Below are 15,955 nucleotides of genomic sequence, written 5' to 3' on the forward strand. Positions count from 1 at the left end.
CATTGGCGGGACGGTCACAAGAGTGATCGAAATAAGATATTGACCAATGGTCCCGTAGCTCAGCTGGATAGAGCATCCCGCATTGGCGGGACGGTCACAAGAGTGATCGAAATAAGATATTGACCAATGGTCCCGTAGCTCAGCTGGATAGAGCATCTGCCTTCTAAGCAGACGGTCACAGGTTCGAATCCTGTCGGGATCACCATTAAACTCCCCATTACCTACAGGGGAGTTTTTTTATGACGCACTTTATAACGTATATTCTATTTTCCAAAACGCTCAACACCTATTACGTAGGACACACTGGGGAAGTAGTTTCAGAACGATTACGTAAGCACAATACACACCATAAAGGCTTTACCGGAAAAGTCAACGATTGGAAACTTGTTTATACTGAAATATTCCAAACAAAAAAGGAAGCCTATCTAAGGGAGCGAGAAATCAAAGCTAAAAAATCTCGAGTTTATATTGAGACATTATTAAACAGAAGAAATAGAGCATCCCGCTAATGCGGGACGGTCACAGGTTCGAATCCTGTCGGGATCACCATTAAACTCCCCATTACCTACAGGGGAGTTTTTTTATGACGCACTTTATAACGTATATTCTATTTTCCAAAACGCTCAACACCTATTACGTAGGACACACTGGGGAAGTAGTTTCAGAACGATTACGTAAGCACAATACACACCATAAAGGCTTTACCGGAAAAGTCAACGATTGGAAACTTGTTTATACTGAAATATTCCAAACAAAAAAGGAAGCCTATCTAAGGGAGCGAGAAATCAAAGCTAAAAAATCTCGAGTTTATATTGAGACATTGATATACAGAAGAAATAGAGCATCCCCTTACACATAATCTATACCTTCTCACAAACCAGCACACTACGCTTTCCAGAGGCTAGCGTAGTAAAGAACAGAAAGTTATTTCCTCCATCTTTGAGCTTCCATTTTTTTCGCAAAACAGCTACTGATTCCGGAAAATTTCGCGTGGTAATGTGCGCTTTTCCCAAGGCAGATAGCGCGCGCATAGATTGTTTAGAATAGGGGAGTTGCTGAGTGATCTTGAACCTTCTTCCCGGAAATGCAATCAAGGTACGATGAGTGTATAAATGGGTATGCGCTGCTAGTTTTTGAACGTTAAAACGTCGTGCAATATCATGAAATACTCCCGCTTTCAGGAGCGCAGCATTGGGTTCATAGAGGTAACGATCGGGAGAAGCATAGTTTGCTTCAGACCGATCATAAAATTCAAACCGAAGCGAGTGATCATATTCAGATTGTAAGTTAATCGCAACGATTTGAGGGGTTTTCGGTTCAGAATGTTCTATTTTCCAAAGCAGTTCTTTGACTTCATTTTTTACAGCAACTATATGTATTTCCGAAACACATTTCAGCGATTGCAACCCTACGTGAAGATCTAACATAGGCGAAGTTTTTACCCATAACGTTTCACATCGCTGCATCAGATAGTCTAAATGCTTAGGAACATTAGGCTCACAATCTTCCAAATAGAACACTTTGCCTTTGGTATCGTGACGTCGCGAAGGATCTATATAAATCGCCTCGAAAGTCAAATTTTCAATTCCCTGAAGCCCCTCATTGCAATGAAGGGAAAGTTGGGTTGCCTGTAAAACAGTAGCATTATGTCGAGATATTTCAGTAAGCGCTGAATCTCGTTCGAACGCGGTGGTTACCATCCCTGCTTTTGAGAAATAATAGCTATCCACACCCCAGCCCGCAGTGAGATCGGCGATACTGTTCGCTTTTATGAGAGAAGCTTTATATCGAGCTGTTTCTTCGGAAGAGGTTTGTTCTAGGTTCACTCTAGGAGGATAGAGTATCCCGCGCGTGTGAAACCAGGTTGGTAACTTTTTCTCAATGCGTCTCCTTCCTTCGATCTGCTGCAATACTTCCTGTATAGAGAGCTCAGGAAACGGACTTCCAGAAAAAGCCAAGGCCGAAATATCTCCATCAAATTCATGAATAAACTGTTGAACGTCTGGGTCGAGCAAAGCTTCGGAAAAGGACATTACTAAAGGTTTTTCGTCAAGTGTTTCACGATTTTATATTCGGAAAGAAACTCTTTTGAAATCACTTTAAGGGTAGTGTATACCGGCACAGCGAGAATCATTCCTGCAATACCGAAGACAAAACCTCCCATAAGAATTATAAGGAAGATTTCGAGCGGATGTGATCGCACGCTCTTTCCAAAGATCACCGGTTGACAGATCAAATTATCGAACAATTGCGCGATGGAATACCCAATTAAGGTAATTACCAATAGCGGTAGTAATTCAGAAGAGAAATCGGCACCCAAATTATTGGAAATAACAACAAGCATCATGACCACACTTCCCAGCAGAGGACCGAGATAAGGGACGATATTAAGGAAAGCGCAAATAATGGCAATAGCTAGCGAATTTGAAATATCTAAATAGAGGAGAAGTACAGTATAGAAAAGTGTCAAGATCATTATTTGCAAGAGCAGTCCCATAAAATAGCGCGACAATAGCTCTTTTACTTTATCTAACACCCGCAGGAAACGAATCTCCTTTCCCGGCTTAGCAAAAACCGTCACGGCATTCGTTACGATTTCATCATCTTTCAATAGAAAGAACGAAATGAACAGTACCGAAAGCAAGCCAATTACAAACGCTCCCACGTTTCCGAAGAAAATATCAATAAAGCTTGGTATGATTTCCAAATTAAAGTTTTGAACGTAGCTGGTGTCTTTAATCGCCTCGACTATATCCAGTTGTTGCACGCCCAGATAGTCACTCGCCTGAATATTCAATTCATTCAGGTCTTTTTTCACCATCCGAAAATCAATTTCTGAAATATTCTTGCTCTGCTGAACGATAATCGGCACAAACACATATAACAGTCCGACGATCGCCATCATCACCACGAGTAGCGTTGTTAAGGATGCGAGCGTACGATGGAATTTAAGGTTGTCTTGTAAGAAAAGGACCATGGGCCGACACAAAAGCGCAATAAAGGCGGCGATACCAATGTAGAGGATAAGCGCTTTGATTTTGAAAAGCAACCAAACGAGGAGCACTCCTCCTAGCAGGATCCCAATAGCTTTAAGAATTCCAAACGATATGGTCTTTGCTTTCACAGGCTAAAGATACCGAAATCTGACACGGGAATTACAAATCTTTTGTTAACGCATACAGGGCTATTGCGGTCGCTTGGATCACATTCATACTACTGTTTTGCCCAAACATAGGAATGTGTAACGATTGGTCCACTACCTTTAAAACGTTTTCTGAAACGCCATGCCGCTCATTTCCAATCACTAACGCTAATGATTGTTGCTGCGTTCTTGAAAGTTGCTGAAGCGGGATACTGTCTGTGGTAATTTCTAGTGCATAGACCGGAATTTGTTTGCTTCGAAATTGCTGAATAATCGCTTGGGAACTAACGTCAGAAACATAGGGTATTCTTCTTACCGTATTTCTTGCGGTTCGTTTTAAGCGTTCCGAATTAAAATTGATTGATGCATTCGCAAAATAAAGCTGAGTAACACCAAAGGCCTCAGCCAATCGAAAGAGTCCGCCTACATTTGCTGGCGACTGTACCCCGTCGCAAAGAAGATGAATGCCCGATGAACGATGTTGGAATGGACTTTGCGTGTGTGAGGTTTGACGTCCCATCCCGCTAAAACTCAAAGGCGTATTTAATAATATTGGCCCCCATCTGCAACGCCTTTTGTCGCACTTCCGGCGGATCATTGTGAATTTCTGGACTTTCCCAACCATCCCCCAGATCACTTTCAAAAGTGTATAACAATACGAGTCGGCCTTCCACAGTAATGCCAAGGGCCTGAGGCCGCTTATTGTCATGCTCGTGAATTTTGGGTAATCCTCCCGGGAAGGAATAAGCCGAATTAAAGATGGGATGATTGCCTGCGAGTTCTGCAAGTTGTTGATCTGGAAATAATTTCTTTATCTCTTTCCGAACATACGTATCCATTCCATAATTATCGTCAATGTGCAAGAAGCCACCACTAAGCAGGTAGTTTCTAAGGTTTTCGACATCGTCTGACGAAAAGAAAACATTGCCATGGCCCGTCATGTGTACGTAGGGATATTCAAAAAGATCTACGCTAGACGGCGCTACTGAAGGAATTTGGGTGTCTATAGCCGTTTGTATTTCTTGATTGCAAAAAGAAGCCAAATTAGGCAAGGCAGTTGGGTTACTATACCAATCGCCGCCGCCGCTGTACTTCAATATCGCGATTTGTTGCGAGTAACTACATGCGCAAACTAAGAGAACTAGGGTAATCAGGATATTCCGCATATTCAAAGGTACAAATCTTCGAATGAAATTTGGCTAGAATATTTTACTCGTCATGTCGATATGTAAGTTCCGCGTGAAGCGATCCCAATCATTTTTTAGATCGATAGTGGATTGTTCAGCCTTATGATCAAGAAGATTGTGAAGTATCGATTTCATATCCGCCGAAGTGTAAGCATCTTTTGCTTCGTCTTCTACGGAAGTAGTAGGGTAGGGACCTGAGGAAGTAAGCATAGTTTTTTGTTAGGTTGTATTGGGGAACAAATACAGCGGCAATGTACTATAAAATTGCATTTCAACCAAAAAAAGTGGTGTTTTAACGATTATATAACAAAAAAGCAACGTGGTTAAGTCTGAATTAACAATTCAACAACCTTATGGGAATACGTAACGAAGCATATACTTTATTTCTTTCAATTATTTTATTAAATGTGGCACGCCTCATCGGTTGAACGAAACTTAAGGATATCGCAGGAGATGCTCTTGCATTTCATAGATCTCAACAAAATTCTTGATTCTAACTGCTTTCAGACTTTAAACGAAAACTACCTTCCTTTGTGAGAACGAGACAGCAGAACAGCACCTGTTTTATGCGTAGTATTCAGACATGTATAGCCGGCACAAACATTTATTTTAGCGTACATTCAAAACGTATTATGAGGTAAACTTTTATCGGGAGGAACTAATCCGCTTTCTTTTTACCCAAATCCATTGTACATTTAAAATAAATATTAACGCCGTTGAAAACTATTCCTCGAACATCGCTGATCGTTGTGATTCTCCTTCTCATTTTAGGAGGATCCACTCAGTTTTCTACAGCACAAAACCAACTCACAGCGAAAGAAATGCGTGCCAAGGCGTTGGAAGCAGCACAACATGAAGATGCTACCACTGCCGCCTATTTTTTAGACGCCTATATAAAAGAGTCACTAGATGTAGCGGTCATTCAAAACAGTGCGTTCAATTCCATTCGAGAGCAGCCTCCGTTTCAATCGATTAACAATCGATATCGAACAAAATTATCTTGGGGCCCTAGTCTGTATATTTACGCCGGACTTATCGGGTTTTTTATTGTCATCCTATTTGCATTTCAGCGGAAAATTGATCGCGTTTCCACCATTCTTTTAAGTGCGTTGATTTTTATCCACTCTTTCTATATCATACACGTAGGGCTGCACTATATGAATTATAACCTCTATGCGCCGCACACCTATTCAATGTCCACCGTATTCGCCTTTCTCTATGGGCCTTTATTCTATTTTTACTTTAAACGTATTAAGACGGGGTATTCATTTCAGTGGAAAGACTTGCTACACCTGTTACCTACTATGGTTTTACTCGTTTATTTCCTGCCTATTTATGTGCTCTCTGCGGAAGAAAAATTAAAAATAATGTTGGGCGTAGGGAGGTACCCCGATCGGGAATACGGATTGGAAATTTCTTTCGGAAAAATGCTTTCGTTAATTATCTACGTATTCTTTACGGTGCTGTTGTTCTTGAAAAAACGCAAACACATTGACAATCCGGAGTATCGACCCATTTTCCTCTGGCAACGAAATATCGTAGGGTTTATGGTGGTGTTCACCGTTATCTATACGGTTTATATGCTACTCCTAATCAACTACAGTTCGCCCAGTATCATGTTCCATTTACAGCTGATCACCCTTTCTTCTTTTGTGCTCTATGGGGCGTACGTGGCCTTTGCCTATCCTAAGACCCTGATGGGATATCAACTAGAAGCGTCTTTTCTGAAATATAAGAATTCTGGCCTTACGGCTTCCTATTCCATAGAACTGAAAGAAGCGCTGTTAGACCTGCTGGAAAATAAAAAAGTATACCGTGAAAACGGTCTTAACTTGAATTCCCTCGCTGAGCGACTTGGCACCACCCGTCATAGTGCTTCCCAGATCATCAATGAACATTTTGATTTAAACTTTTTTGAGCTAATTAATCAATTTCGCATCGAAGACGCCATGCAACAAATGGAAGCGGATCTTACCGGCCAAAAGAACATCATAGATATTGCATACGACGTTGGGTATAATAATAAGGCTACCTTCAATAAGTCATTCAAAAAGATCAATGAAATGACCCCCTCTCAATACCGAAAACAACTGAAAAAAAAAGTCTTTGAAGTAGCTGCTTCCTAACCGTTTCCTGCTATTGATTGATCAATGCAATTGTATGACAAGCCACAATAGCAGCCGTTTCGGTACGAAGTCGGTAGTTCCCTAAATCAATAAATTGAAACGAGGCGTCATGAGCGGTTTTTATTTCTTCGGAAGAGAAATCGCCTTCGGGTCCAATCGCAATGACCACCGAAGCTCCAGAGGACACCACATCTTTAAGCTGCTTTTTATTTCCTTCTTCGCAATGCGCTAAAAATAGTGCCGCCCGGGCATCATGTTGCTTATGAATAAATTCTAAAAACGACTGGGCCTTATTCAATGTGGGCAAATAGGCCCGAAGCGATTGCTTCATGGCGCTTTGTACTATTTTTTCATAGCGCTCTGGTTTGATGGTTTTCCGCTCGCTATGATCGCAGTAAATGGGCGTTATTTCCGTGACTCCAATTTCGGTCGCTTTTTCGAGGAACCACTCAAATCGATCGTTGAGTTTGGTAGGTGCCACCGCCATATGCAAAGCATAGGGCAGTGGAGGATGTTCGTTGACCTTCAGAATGGCACCCGAACAACTTTTTGGCGTCACATGGGTAAGCTCGGCTTCTATAATGAGTCCGTTGCCATTCGTGATCGTAATAACATCCCCTTCCCGTTTTCGCAGTACTTTATGTAGATGCCTACTTTCTTCTTTTCCGAAGTGAACTTCAGCATCTGAGGAGGTAATATCAGGTTGATAAAACAGTTGCATACGTATTAAAACTTCATCCGTGGGGTAGCGGCGATGGCTTGTGATGAAAAATCATTCCGCTCGTATTTCAACTGCCCCACCATGGCGATCATGGCGGCATTGTCGGTACAATATTCAAATTTAGGAATGTAGGTAGTCCAACCATAGCCTTCTTGCGCCTCTTTTATGGCGTTTCGAACGCCGCTATTGGCCGAAACCCCACCCCCGATAGCAACTTGAGTGATGCCGGTTGCTTCTACTGCATTTTTGAGTTTATCCATCAAATAGTCTACAATCGTGAATTGAATACTCGCGCAAATATCATTGATATTTTCGGCTACGAAGTTCGGGTTCGCCTTTGTTTCTTTTTCGATAAAATACAGCACCGCTGTTTTTAAACCGCTGAAACTGAAGTCCAACGGACTCACTTTTGGCTTCGGAAATGCAAATCGTTTGGAATCTCCTTGTTGCGCATATTTGTCGAGCAAGGGTCCGCCAGGGTAGGGAAGCCCTAAGAGTTTAGCAGATTTATCAAACGCTTCTCCCACGGCATCATCCAGCGTTTCTCCGATCACTTCCATGTCAAAATAATCGGTCACTTTAACGATCTGGGTATGTCCTCCGCTAATCGTCATCGCTAAAAAAGGAAAGGAGGGCGCGGATTGCGATTCTGCCTTGATAAAATGGGCTAAAATATGCGCTTGCATATGATTCACTTCAATCAAAGGAAGCTGTAATCCAAGGGCTAACGACTTAGCGAAAGAGGTGCCTACCAAAAGCGATCCCATAAGCCCGGGACCTCGTGTAAAAGCTATGGCACTTAATTGATTTTTGTCGATATTTGCGATACGCAATGCCTGGTGCACTACAGGAACGATGTTTTGTTGATGCGCACGCGAGGCTAGTTCGGGGACGACTCCTCCGTATTCGCGATGAATTTCTTGGGTAGCCACAACATTAGAAAGCACCCGACCGTTAGCAATAACAGCGGCTCCCGTGTCATCGCAGGAAGATTCAATTCCTAAAATATAGCTTTTGTTATCAGACATAATACCTGGGCACGAAAATTGGTTGACAAAATTAAAACTTTAAAGGCGTATCAAAAAACTTCGTAAAATAATCATTCGAACGTTTCTAGCGATAGTGATCTTACTTCTTTTGATCATTATCGTTTTTTCTATTCCTGCCGTTCAAACTTATGTTGCTAAAAAAGTTACAGACGACTTGAATGAAACCTACGGTACCGATATTAACATACACCGTCTGGGGTTAAATTGGAAGGGAGAGGTGGATGTTCGCGAAGTGTATATTGCCGATCATCACCAGGACACCTTAATCTACGCGAAACGACTGCAAACCAATATTCTTAGTTTTCAGAATCTAATCAGAGGCGATCTTGGCTTCGGAAATATTGACCTGGAAGAGGCCAAGTTGTACGTTAAAACATACCAAGGGGAAGCAGCCGACAATCTTTACATATTTTCAGAAAAATTCAATACGGGACAACCGCCATCCGAAAACCCATTTTCCCTCTTTAGTAACGATGTAACCCTCACCAACAGCAAGGTGAAGATCACCGATGAAAACCTGGATACACCGGAAATCTTCAATTTAGATCAGGTGAATATCACCGCCGATGATTTTAAAATCACAGGGCCTAACATCGATGTGAATATTCTAGACCTCTCCATGGTGGCCCAACGAGGCTTTACGATCGAAGCCCTTCAGTCGAAATTCTCTTACAGTCTGGAGAAGATGGTCATGGACGATCTCTATCTCAAAACAACGCATTCTACTATTCAAGGCAATATCATCCTAGACTATGCCGAGTCGGGGATGGCCGATTTTCAGAATAACGTGACCATCACCGCATCGTTCGATGATACGCAAATAGGCACAAACGATATCAACGCCTTTTACGATGAATTTGGCCCCAATCAAACCCTATACCTTGATGGATTGCTAGAAGGCACCTTGAATGATTTCAGATTTACAGAAGGGGCTGTCGCCTACGGAAACACCCGAATGTCGGGAACCTTTCGCTTTCAGAACTTAATTTCCGAGGAGAACAACATTCGAATCGATGCCCGCAATCATTATGTGCGTGCCAATTATTATGATTTACGCCGACTCATGCCACGGGTTCTCGGAAATTCGTTACCGGAGGTACTAAAAGAGTTCAACTCCATGACCTTGCAAGGAAATACTGTTTTGAATGGCGATGAGCTTACCACCACCAGTATTTTTAATAGCGGAATTGGGAATGCCGATCTGGATGTGACTATTGGAAACTTTAACGATGTGGATAATGCCTTCTACGACGGAAAAATAAAACTGGACAAATTAAATCTCGGCACCTTGGCAAACACTTCTTCTTTGGGAACCATCACCGCCAATGTGGAAGTTAATGGAAGAGGATTTTCTCAAAACACTGTAAACACCAGGGTCTCCGGAAGCATTTCTGCCATTACTTTTGAAGACTACACCTACCAAAATATAACCCTCAGCGGAACGCTTCGCAACCCAGTATTTAATGGTTCCCTGCGTATTGACGATCCCAATGTGAAATTAAGGTTTGACGGACTTGTAGATGTTTCTAAAGAATTTAACCAATACGATTTTGAGGCCGATGTAGAATACGCCGAACTGAATACCCTCAATCTGTTTACCCGAGATAGTATTTCGGTATTTTCAGGAAGAGTGATTATGGACATGGATGGTACCACGATTAATGACGCGGCCGGAACTATCGAGTTTGTACAGACCTTCTATCAGAATGAAGAGGAAGATTATTACTTCGACGATTTCCTCATTATATCTAGTTTCGATGGTCCCGAACGAACCATTGAGATCATCTCTCCAGATATTATCGACGGGAAGATCACAGGAGAATTTTTAATTGAAGACATTCCGAATCTGTTCCGAAATGGAATTGGAAGTATTTACGCCAATTACATTCCCAACGAAGTTACGGTTGATCAATACCTCAATTACGAATTTGAAGTCTACAATAAGATCGTAGAAGTATTCGTGCCACAGTTGCAGTTAGGCGAGAACACCCGGGTACAGGGATCGGTGGCTTCAGACGAGTCTGAATTTATAATGAATTTCAGGTCACCCATGATCACGGTCTTTGACAATTATCTTGAGAAAGTCAACATTCAGGTAGATAATGATAACCCTTTGTACAACGCTTACATTTCCATAGATTCCATAGATGCCGGGTTTTATGGTGCGAAAGATTTCAACTTGATCAACAAAACCCTGAATGACACCCTCTATGTGCGTAGTGAGTTTAAAGGCGGTACCGAAGGGGACGATATTTTTAACCTGTCGTTATACCATACGATTAACCCGGCCGGAAAATCGGTGGTAGGCGTGCGTAAGTCGGATGTCACCTTCAAAGACAACGTTTGGTACATCAACGAAGAGAACAACGATTTGAACAAAGTGGTTTTCGACGACAACTTCAGCAATGTACGCATCGATTCGCTGGTAATCAGTCATGAGAACGAATCAATACAACTCGCGGGCGAGGTTCGTGACACCGACTATAAAAACATTAAGGCGCAATTTAATAATGTAGATATTGGCAAGATCACGCCGGAAGTAGATAGCTTAGATCTCCGCGGAAACGTGAATGGGACGCTACAGTTTTTAGAGCAGAACGGCGCGTATTACCCCAATTCCTCGGTGGTCATTGATAATGTAGTAATTAACGATATCCCATTTGGTGATCTTGACCTCTTTATTGAAGGAAATGAAGACCTCACGCAATACGCCATAGACATTTCCTTGCTAGATCAGGGCAAAAAACCCTTAAGTGCCGTAGGAACAGTAGATGTGGCACCCGAAAACCCACAAATTGATCTTACCGTTACGATGGACGCTTTCAACCTGCAAGCTTTTAGTCCGTTTGGTGGCGATGTGATTACCAACATACGCGGCTTTGCTACCGGAAACGCTCGGGTTACTGGTAATTATAAATCGCCCAACATCGACGGGCGGATTGATTTAGCAAATAGCGGACTCACCATTCCGTATCTGAATGTGGATTTTGATATCAGTAACAATACGCCTGTTTTTATTTCAAAAAATGCGCTAGAAATCCGTCCAACCAATATTACCGACACGAAATACAACACAGTAGGAACGCTTATGGGAAGTGCCACACACGATAATTTTGGTGACTGGGAACTCGATATGAACATTACCACCAATCGTTTGTTGGTATTAGACACCCCTCCGGATGAAGACGCCTTGTATTACGGAACCGCCTTTATTAGTGGTGCAGCCGACATTACCGGACCTGTAGATGATTTGGCGATAGATGTGCTCGCCACCACCGAAAGTGGGACCACCTTTAAAATTCCGCTAGATGATACCGAGGCCATTGGCGATGACTCCTTTATTCGCTTTTTATCTCCGGAAGAAAAAGAAGCCCGTATTCGTGGCGAGACTATTTTTCAGGAAGAGGTAAAGGGCTTATCGCTGAACTTCGATCTTGACATTACAGACGAAGCAGAAGTAGAGGTAGTAGTTGATAAAGTCAATAATTCCACACTTAAAGGGAGAGGTGCCGGAACCCTACTGATTCGGATCAACACCAACGGTAAATTCCAGATGTGGGGTGAGTTTACGGTGATTGAAGGAAATTATGATTTTCGCTACAGCGGAATCATTCAGAAGGAATTTGAGGTGGTTCCAGGAGGTTTTATTGTTTGGGAAGGCGACCCGATTCGCGGCCGCTTAGACCTGAGTGCGAAATATAAAACCACGGCAAATCCTTCCGTCTTACTGGATAACCCAGGAATCAACCGAAAAATTCCGGTAGAGGTGATTGTCGACCTCAATGGGCAAATCATCCAGCCCGATCTGGCCTTCCAAATCGAATTTCCGGAAGCGAGTTCTATTGTTAGATCCGAATTAGAATACAAACTTCAGAATAGAGAACAACGACAAACACAAGCTTTGTTCTTGGTGTCGACGGGCTCGTTCCAAAGCGATGCAGCGGCCGTACAAAACTCCATCGCCGGTACGTTGGCCGAGCGAGTAAATGCTATTGTAGCCGATATTTTTGCGGATAGCGATTCTAAATTTAAGGTATTGCCGTACTATCAGCCTGCTACGAGAACGGTAAATCAGGAAACCGCCGACCAATTAGGGGTACAATTCTCAACTAATATCAGTGAACGCGTGTTGATCAATGGAACGGTGGGGGTTCCGGTAGGAGGGGTAAACGAATCTACCGTCGCCGGAGACATTGAAGTACAATGGCTGTTAAATCAGGATGGAAGTCTGCGATTGAATTTCTTCAACCGTCAGGCCGATATTCAATTTATCGGGGAAGACCAGATCTTTGAACAGGGCGTAGGGGCTTCGTATTCAGTGGACTTTGATACCTTCCGAGAATTAATTCGGAAACTTTTCAATAAAGAACTCACTTTGGAGTCGGAACTGCAGCCGGTGGTCCCAGACGACAATGAAATTCCCGAAACCTTTCCGGATAGTAATTCCGACGGAATTATAGAAGAAAACGACTAAAGTCCCTTACTTCGAAGCGATCATCGAGATCTCTACATTTACATATTTCGGCAAGTTAGCAACCTCTACCGTTTCCCGAGCAGGAGCCGTCGCTTCCGAAGCAAAATAGGAAGCATACACCTCATTGATCGCCGCGAAATTTTCCATATCACTCACAAAAATGGATGTCTTGATAACGTCTTCGAAATCCATGGAAGCTTCAGCAAGGACAGCCTGTAAATTTTTCATGACCCGATGCGTTTCATCTTTAATGTCTTGTGTTTCTAATGCGCCTGTTTCCGGATGTAATGCGATTTGTCCGGAAGTGTATAAAAATCCGTTTTTAAGTACCGCCTGACTGTAAGGACCAATGGGTGCCGGGGCGTTTGCCGTTTGAATGATTTTTTTCATTGTAGTTTTCTTTATTAGAGTCCGCGATCAGGCTCTCGACGCTGATCGTACTTGATATCTTTCAAAATACTCGCCTTGATATTGATAAGGAAATACCAAGAGGTATTACGCGCACCAATAGGAGTCCATTGGAAACTCATCTGCCAGCTTTCCAAATCTCTTTGAAAGCGCAGTTGTGTCAAGGTAACCCCTTTATTAGTAAAATCATATCCCGAAGACACCCCAACGCTCCAACGCGGCGATAGTTCAACATTCGAGCTGAACATCAGCGATTGAGAGGAAATTCGATTCTCTCTGGCGTTGTTTGAGTAGGTTAGGGTATAGGCCAAGCGCAGATTCCAGGGCACTGTATAGTCGTACCAACTACTCCCCAGCTTGTTGGTGGTGGCGCGGTCGTCCCTATCGATATTCCTATTAAAATCATCGGTATCTCCAAACAAGTCATCGGGCCGCCCTCCATTTCTAAAGGTATCATTATCGAACCGGTTGGGATCTCGGTCGCCCTCATCGTCGGTAACTCGTTCAAAATCTTTGCTAGAGAAGGAGTAGTTCAAACTAATGTTTCCAGCAGTTAAGCGAAACAGGCTTCCTCCATTATTGATGTTCCATTCATCGATCATGCGATTGTTATTGTCAAGCGCATAAGGATTTAGCGTACCATTAAAATTGAGGTCTAGTTTATCTACTATGGGAAGCCCTCCTCGTACCTGAACCGGACTTAATTTCAAAGAATCTTGTGAAAACGAGTAGCCCGACGTCAAATTAAAGTTGTTTAATAACGTGATTTTCTTGGGCTCGGTGGCCGTTGTATCGGGATTGCGGACTTTAGCCTCTAAGGTATTGCTGATACCAAAAGACAAGCCACTGGAGTATTGCGCACTTGGCGCTCCAAATAAAGTGTTCTGAAATCTTGAATACTGTACTACTTCGTCGACTACTTCTGGGTCTATGGAAGGGATCGTATACTCGTCAAAGAATTGATCGAAACCGGGGGAGATGGAGTAGGAAATCGAAGGTCGAACCACATGCCGGATGGCTTCAATTTTCTTCCCCTTTCCAAAATTAAAGGTTCCGTAGAGCGTGGTTCCTAGATTCGTAGAAAAATTATAGGTACGGTAACTATCAAAACCGCGAACGGTATCTCGAACCACAGCCCCGGCTCCATTATTCGCCTCTGGATCAAAACGCTGCGGAAACACAGTCCCTACCCACGTTTCTTGATAGGTAGTACCGGCAGTAGCACTCAAATATTTTAAGATCTTGAAGTTGGTACTTATAGGGATGGTATGCTGTGCACCTAGTTGCGCAGTGTCGAACATCTCACTTTTGAAAAAAAGCGAATCGGTGGTTTGAATGCGGTTCTGTGCGGAAACATCGTATTGTAAATTGATATTTTGTAAAATTCCCTTTTTCGTTCCAGTCTTTGGAGCGAATGGAAAGATCCTAGCAATGTTGGCGGTCACATTGGGGAGCGACATGGTGATTTCCTGAGTATTGGTATTCTGGGTATGTGTTGCCGCTGCTTGAATGTTAATTTCAGGTTGGGTCTCAAAGGTTTTGCTATAGGAAACCGAAGAGCTTAACGTATTCACCAACGAACTGGCGTTGTTGTTCTGGTTGATAGATTGCGTGAAATACCGACTACTACCCAGGTTGACAGAAGCCGAGAAACGGGACAGCGGACTCGATTTTGGGTCTTGCTGATGCGTCCAGCGAATGTTGTATACAGAGCTTTCACTAAAATCGGGAAAACCACGTTCACTGTTGATCAGATTTTCATATCGAACACTAATGTTTCCGCGAAACTTATACCGCACCGCATACGACGACTCTCCCCGTAGCCCATAACTTCCGTTCGTATAATAATCGCCCAGAAGCGTTAAATCTACATAATCACTGATCGCAAAGTAATATCCTCCATTCTGAAAGAAAAAACCTCGGTTGTTGTTATCCCCAATGGTGGGAATGATAAATCCAGAAGTGCGATCTTCAGTTAAAGGGAAGTACGCGAAAGGGAGTCCGATAGGCGTGGGCACATCGGCAATGTACATGTTGGTAAGACCTGTAACGATCTTTCGTTGGGGAACAAATTTGGCTTTCCTTGTATAAAAATAATATTCGGGGTCTTCGATGTTTTCAGAAGTGGTAAACTTTACCTTGCTTAGGTAATAGACCGAGTCATTCTCTTTTTTGGTGGTTTCTGAAATCACTCGGAACCCATTTTGCTCGGTTCTTGAGTTATATACCAACGCCTTTTGAGTGTCAAAATTAAACCGAATGGAATCGGGACGTACTTCATTAGTCGCCTGTTTGAAGATAGGAAGTTGTGTATAAACCCCGGCACTATCTATTCCTTTCGCGTATACTTCGCTCTTGCTGTAATCAAAAATGATCAATCCCGCGTCAATACGCATGTCGCCATAGATAACATAGGCCTCATTGTACATGTATATTTTATTCTCTTTTCGGTCTAAATACACATAATCTTCACCGTAATAATCCACAATATCGGTAAGTACTTCCTCAGACTGTGGCTGTACCGAGTCGGTCCGTACGGTATCTGCTACCCGTTCGTTAGTGTCGGGTAGTATGGAGTCTACGGGAATCGTAATAGTTTCCGAAGGCGGAATACTGTCTCGCTCTGTTTCAGCGGGAATATTGACATCGTTCTTAGGAGGAATGTCCTGTCCGTACGCCGCAACGCTCAGCAACCCGATACTGAAAACTAAGGGGATCACTCTCAAATAATACCGTATACGCTGCACGTTTACCAACCTAGAATTTTGTAATTTTGGCTTAGTTTTTGACCGCTCAAAAGTACATATATTTTTTGGGCTATTATTTTTAATCATTAGTTTTTAAAATA

The 15,955-nt window shown here is 42.8% G+C and carries 13 protein-coding genes and 1 tRNA gene; 5 read left to right on the forward strand and 9 right to left on the reverse strand.

The window, feature by feature from the left end; all coding sequences use genetic code 11:
- Window positions 1-128 precede the first annotated feature (128 nt).
- From PO830_RS00005 to PO830_RS00015, 3 genes are all read left to right on the forward strand, one after another.
- Window positions 129-205: transfer RNA gene (locus PO830_RS00005), tRNA-Arg, on the forward strand.
- 34 nt (window positions 206-239) lie between these two features.
- Window positions 240-509 carry a GIY-YIG nuclease family protein gene (locus tag PO830_RS00010; protein WP_272851471.1) on the forward strand — a complete coding sequence of 90 codons (270 nt, stop codon included), beginning with the start codon at window positions 240-242 and terminating at the stop codon, window positions 507-509.
- A gap of 74 nt (window positions 510-583) precedes the next feature.
- Window positions 584-859, forward strand: a complete 276-nt coding sequence (locus PO830_RS00015; RefSeq protein ID WP_272851472.1) for a GIY-YIG nuclease family protein — start codon at window positions 584-586, stop codon at window positions 857-859.
- Between the two features lies 1 nt (window position 860).
- On the opposite strand, the gene PO830_RS00020 is transcribed toward PO830_RS00015, so the two are convergent.
- Genes PO830_RS00020 through PO830_RS00040 form a run of 5 tightly spaced genes read right to left on the reverse strand, consistent with a single transcriptional unit; the run spans window position 861 to window position 4,539 of the window.
- Window positions 861-2,033 (reverse strand): THUMP-like domain-containing protein, encoded by a 1,173-nt coding sequence (locus PO830_RS00020; protein WP_272851473.1) that lies wholly within the window; start codon window positions 2,031-2,033, stop codon window positions 861-863.
- A gap of 2 nt (window positions 2,034-2,035) precedes the next feature.
- Window positions 2,036-3,124: an AI-2E family transporter gene (locus PO830_RS00025; RefSeq protein ID WP_272851474.1), complete on the reverse strand. Its 1,089-nt coding sequence runs from the start codon at window positions 3,122-3,124 to the stop codon at window positions 2,036-2,038.
- Between the two features lie 31 nt (window positions 3,125-3,155).
- Window positions 3,156-3,662, reverse strand: a complete 507-nt coding sequence (locus PO830_RS00030) for a TrmH family RNA methyltransferase (protein WP_272851475.1) — start codon at window positions 3,660-3,662, stop codon at window positions 3,156-3,158.
- 4 nt (window positions 3,663-3,666) lie between these two features.
- Window positions 3,667-4,308 carry a DUF4159 domain-containing protein gene (locus PO830_RS00035; RefSeq protein WP_272851476.1) on the reverse strand — a complete coding sequence of 214 codons (642 nt, stop codon included), beginning with the start codon at window positions 4,306-4,308 and terminating at the stop codon, window positions 3,667-3,669.
- A 33-nt stretch (window positions 4,309-4,341) separates the two neighbouring features.
- Entirely contained in the window at window positions 4,342-4,539 is a 198-nt protein-coding gene (locus PO830_RS00040; RefSeq protein WP_272851477.1) for a hypothetical protein, read from the reverse strand.
- Between the two features lie 506 nt (window positions 4,540-5,045).
- Here PO830_RS00040 and PO830_RS00045 point away from each other — a divergent pair.
- Window positions 5,046-6,455, forward strand: coding sequence for a helix-turn-helix domain-containing protein (locus PO830_RS00045; protein WP_272851478.1), 1,410 nt, complete (start codon window positions 5,046-5,048; stop codon window positions 6,453-6,455).
- Between the two features lie 10 nt (window positions 6,456-6,465).
- Here PO830_RS00045 and PO830_RS00050 read toward each other — a convergent pair whose 3' ends face one another.
- Together PO830_RS00050 and tsaD are read right to left on the reverse strand one after the other, a co-directional pair.
- Entirely contained in the window at window positions 6,466-7,176 is a 711-nt protein-coding gene (locus PO830_RS00050) for a 16S rRNA (uracil(1498)-N(3))-methyltransferase (protein WP_272851479.1), read from the reverse strand.
- A gap of 5 nt (window positions 7,177-7,181) precedes the next feature.
- Entirely contained in the window at window positions 7,182-8,204 is a 1,023-nt protein-coding gene (gene tsaD, locus PO830_RS00055) for a tRNA (adenosine(37)-N6)-threonylcarbamoyltransferase complex transferase subunit TsaD (protein ID WP_272851480.1), read from the reverse strand.
- Window positions 8,205-8,298: 94 nt separating this feature from the next.
- On the opposite strand from tsaD, the gene PO830_RS00060 reads away from it, so the two are divergent.
- On the forward strand, window positions 8,299-12,699 hold the full coding sequence (locus tag PO830_RS00060; protein ID WP_272851481.1) for a translocation/assembly module TamB domain-containing protein: 4,401 nt from the start codon (window positions 8,299-8,301) through the stop codon (window positions 12,697-12,699).
- Between the two features lie 6 nt (window positions 12,700-12,705).
- Here PO830_RS00060 and PO830_RS00065 read toward each other — a convergent pair whose 3' ends face one another.
- Together PO830_RS00065 and PO830_RS00070 are read right to left on the reverse strand one after the other, a co-directional pair.
- Window positions 12,706-13,089, reverse strand: coding sequence for a Rid family detoxifying hydrolase (locus PO830_RS00065; protein WP_272851482.1), 384 nt, complete (start codon window positions 13,087-13,089; stop codon window positions 12,706-12,708).
- A 14-nt stretch (window positions 13,090-13,103) separates the two neighbouring features.
- Complete coding sequence (locus PO830_RS00070; RefSeq protein ID WP_272851483.1) at window positions 13,104-15,941, reverse strand: putative LPS assembly protein LptD; 2,838 nt, start codon at window positions 15,939-15,941, stop codon at window positions 13,104-13,106.
- Between the last annotated feature and the right edge of the window lie 14 nt (window positions 15,942-15,955).

Source organism: Altibacter sp. HG106, from assembly GCF_028561755.1.
In the GTDB taxonomy this organism is placed as follows: domain Bacteria; phylum Bacteroidota; class Bacteroidia; order Flavobacteriales; family Flavobacteriaceae; genus DFVG01.

Excerpts from the sequence above, each read along its gene's own strand:
- PO830_RS00010 (WP_272851471.1), top strand. The coding sequence starts at position 240 with ATGACGCACTTTATAACGTATATTCTATTTTCCAAAACGCTCAACACC.
- PO830_RS00015 (WP_272851472.1), top strand. The coding sequence starts at position 584 with ATGACGCACTTTATAACGTATATTCTATTTTCCAAAACGCTCAACACC.
- PO830_RS00020 (WP_272851473.1), bottom strand. The coding sequence starts at position 2,033 with ATGTCCTTTTCCGAAGCTTTGCTCGACCCAGACGTTCAACAGTTTATT.
- PO830_RS00030 (WP_272851475.1), bottom strand. The coding sequence starts at position 3,662 with ATGGGACGTCAAACCTCACACACGCAAAGTCCATTCCAACATCGTTCA.
- PO830_RS00035 (WP_272851476.1), bottom strand. The coding sequence starts at position 4,308 with ATGCGGAATATCCTGATTACCCTAGTTCTCTTAGTTTGCGCATGTAGT.
- PO830_RS00040 (WP_272851477.1), bottom strand. The coding sequence starts at position 4,539 with ATGCTTACTTCCTCAGGTCCCTACCCTACTACTTCCGTAGAAGACGAA.
- PO830_RS00050 (WP_272851479.1), bottom strand. The coding sequence starts at position 7,176 with ATGCAACTGTTTTATCAACCTGATATTACCTCCTCAGATGCTGAAGTT.
- tsaD (WP_272851480.1), bottom strand. The coding sequence starts at position 8,204 with ATGTCTGATAACAAAAGCTATATTTTAGGAATTGAATCTTCCTGCGAT.
- PO830_RS00065 (WP_272851482.1), bottom strand. The coding sequence starts at position 13,089 with ATGAAAAAAATCATTCAAACGGCAAACGCCCCGGCACCCATTGGTCCT.
- PO830_RS00070 (WP_272851483.1), bottom strand. The coding sequence starts at position 15,941 with ATGATTAAAAATAATAGCCCAAAAAATATATGTACTTTTGAGCGGTCA.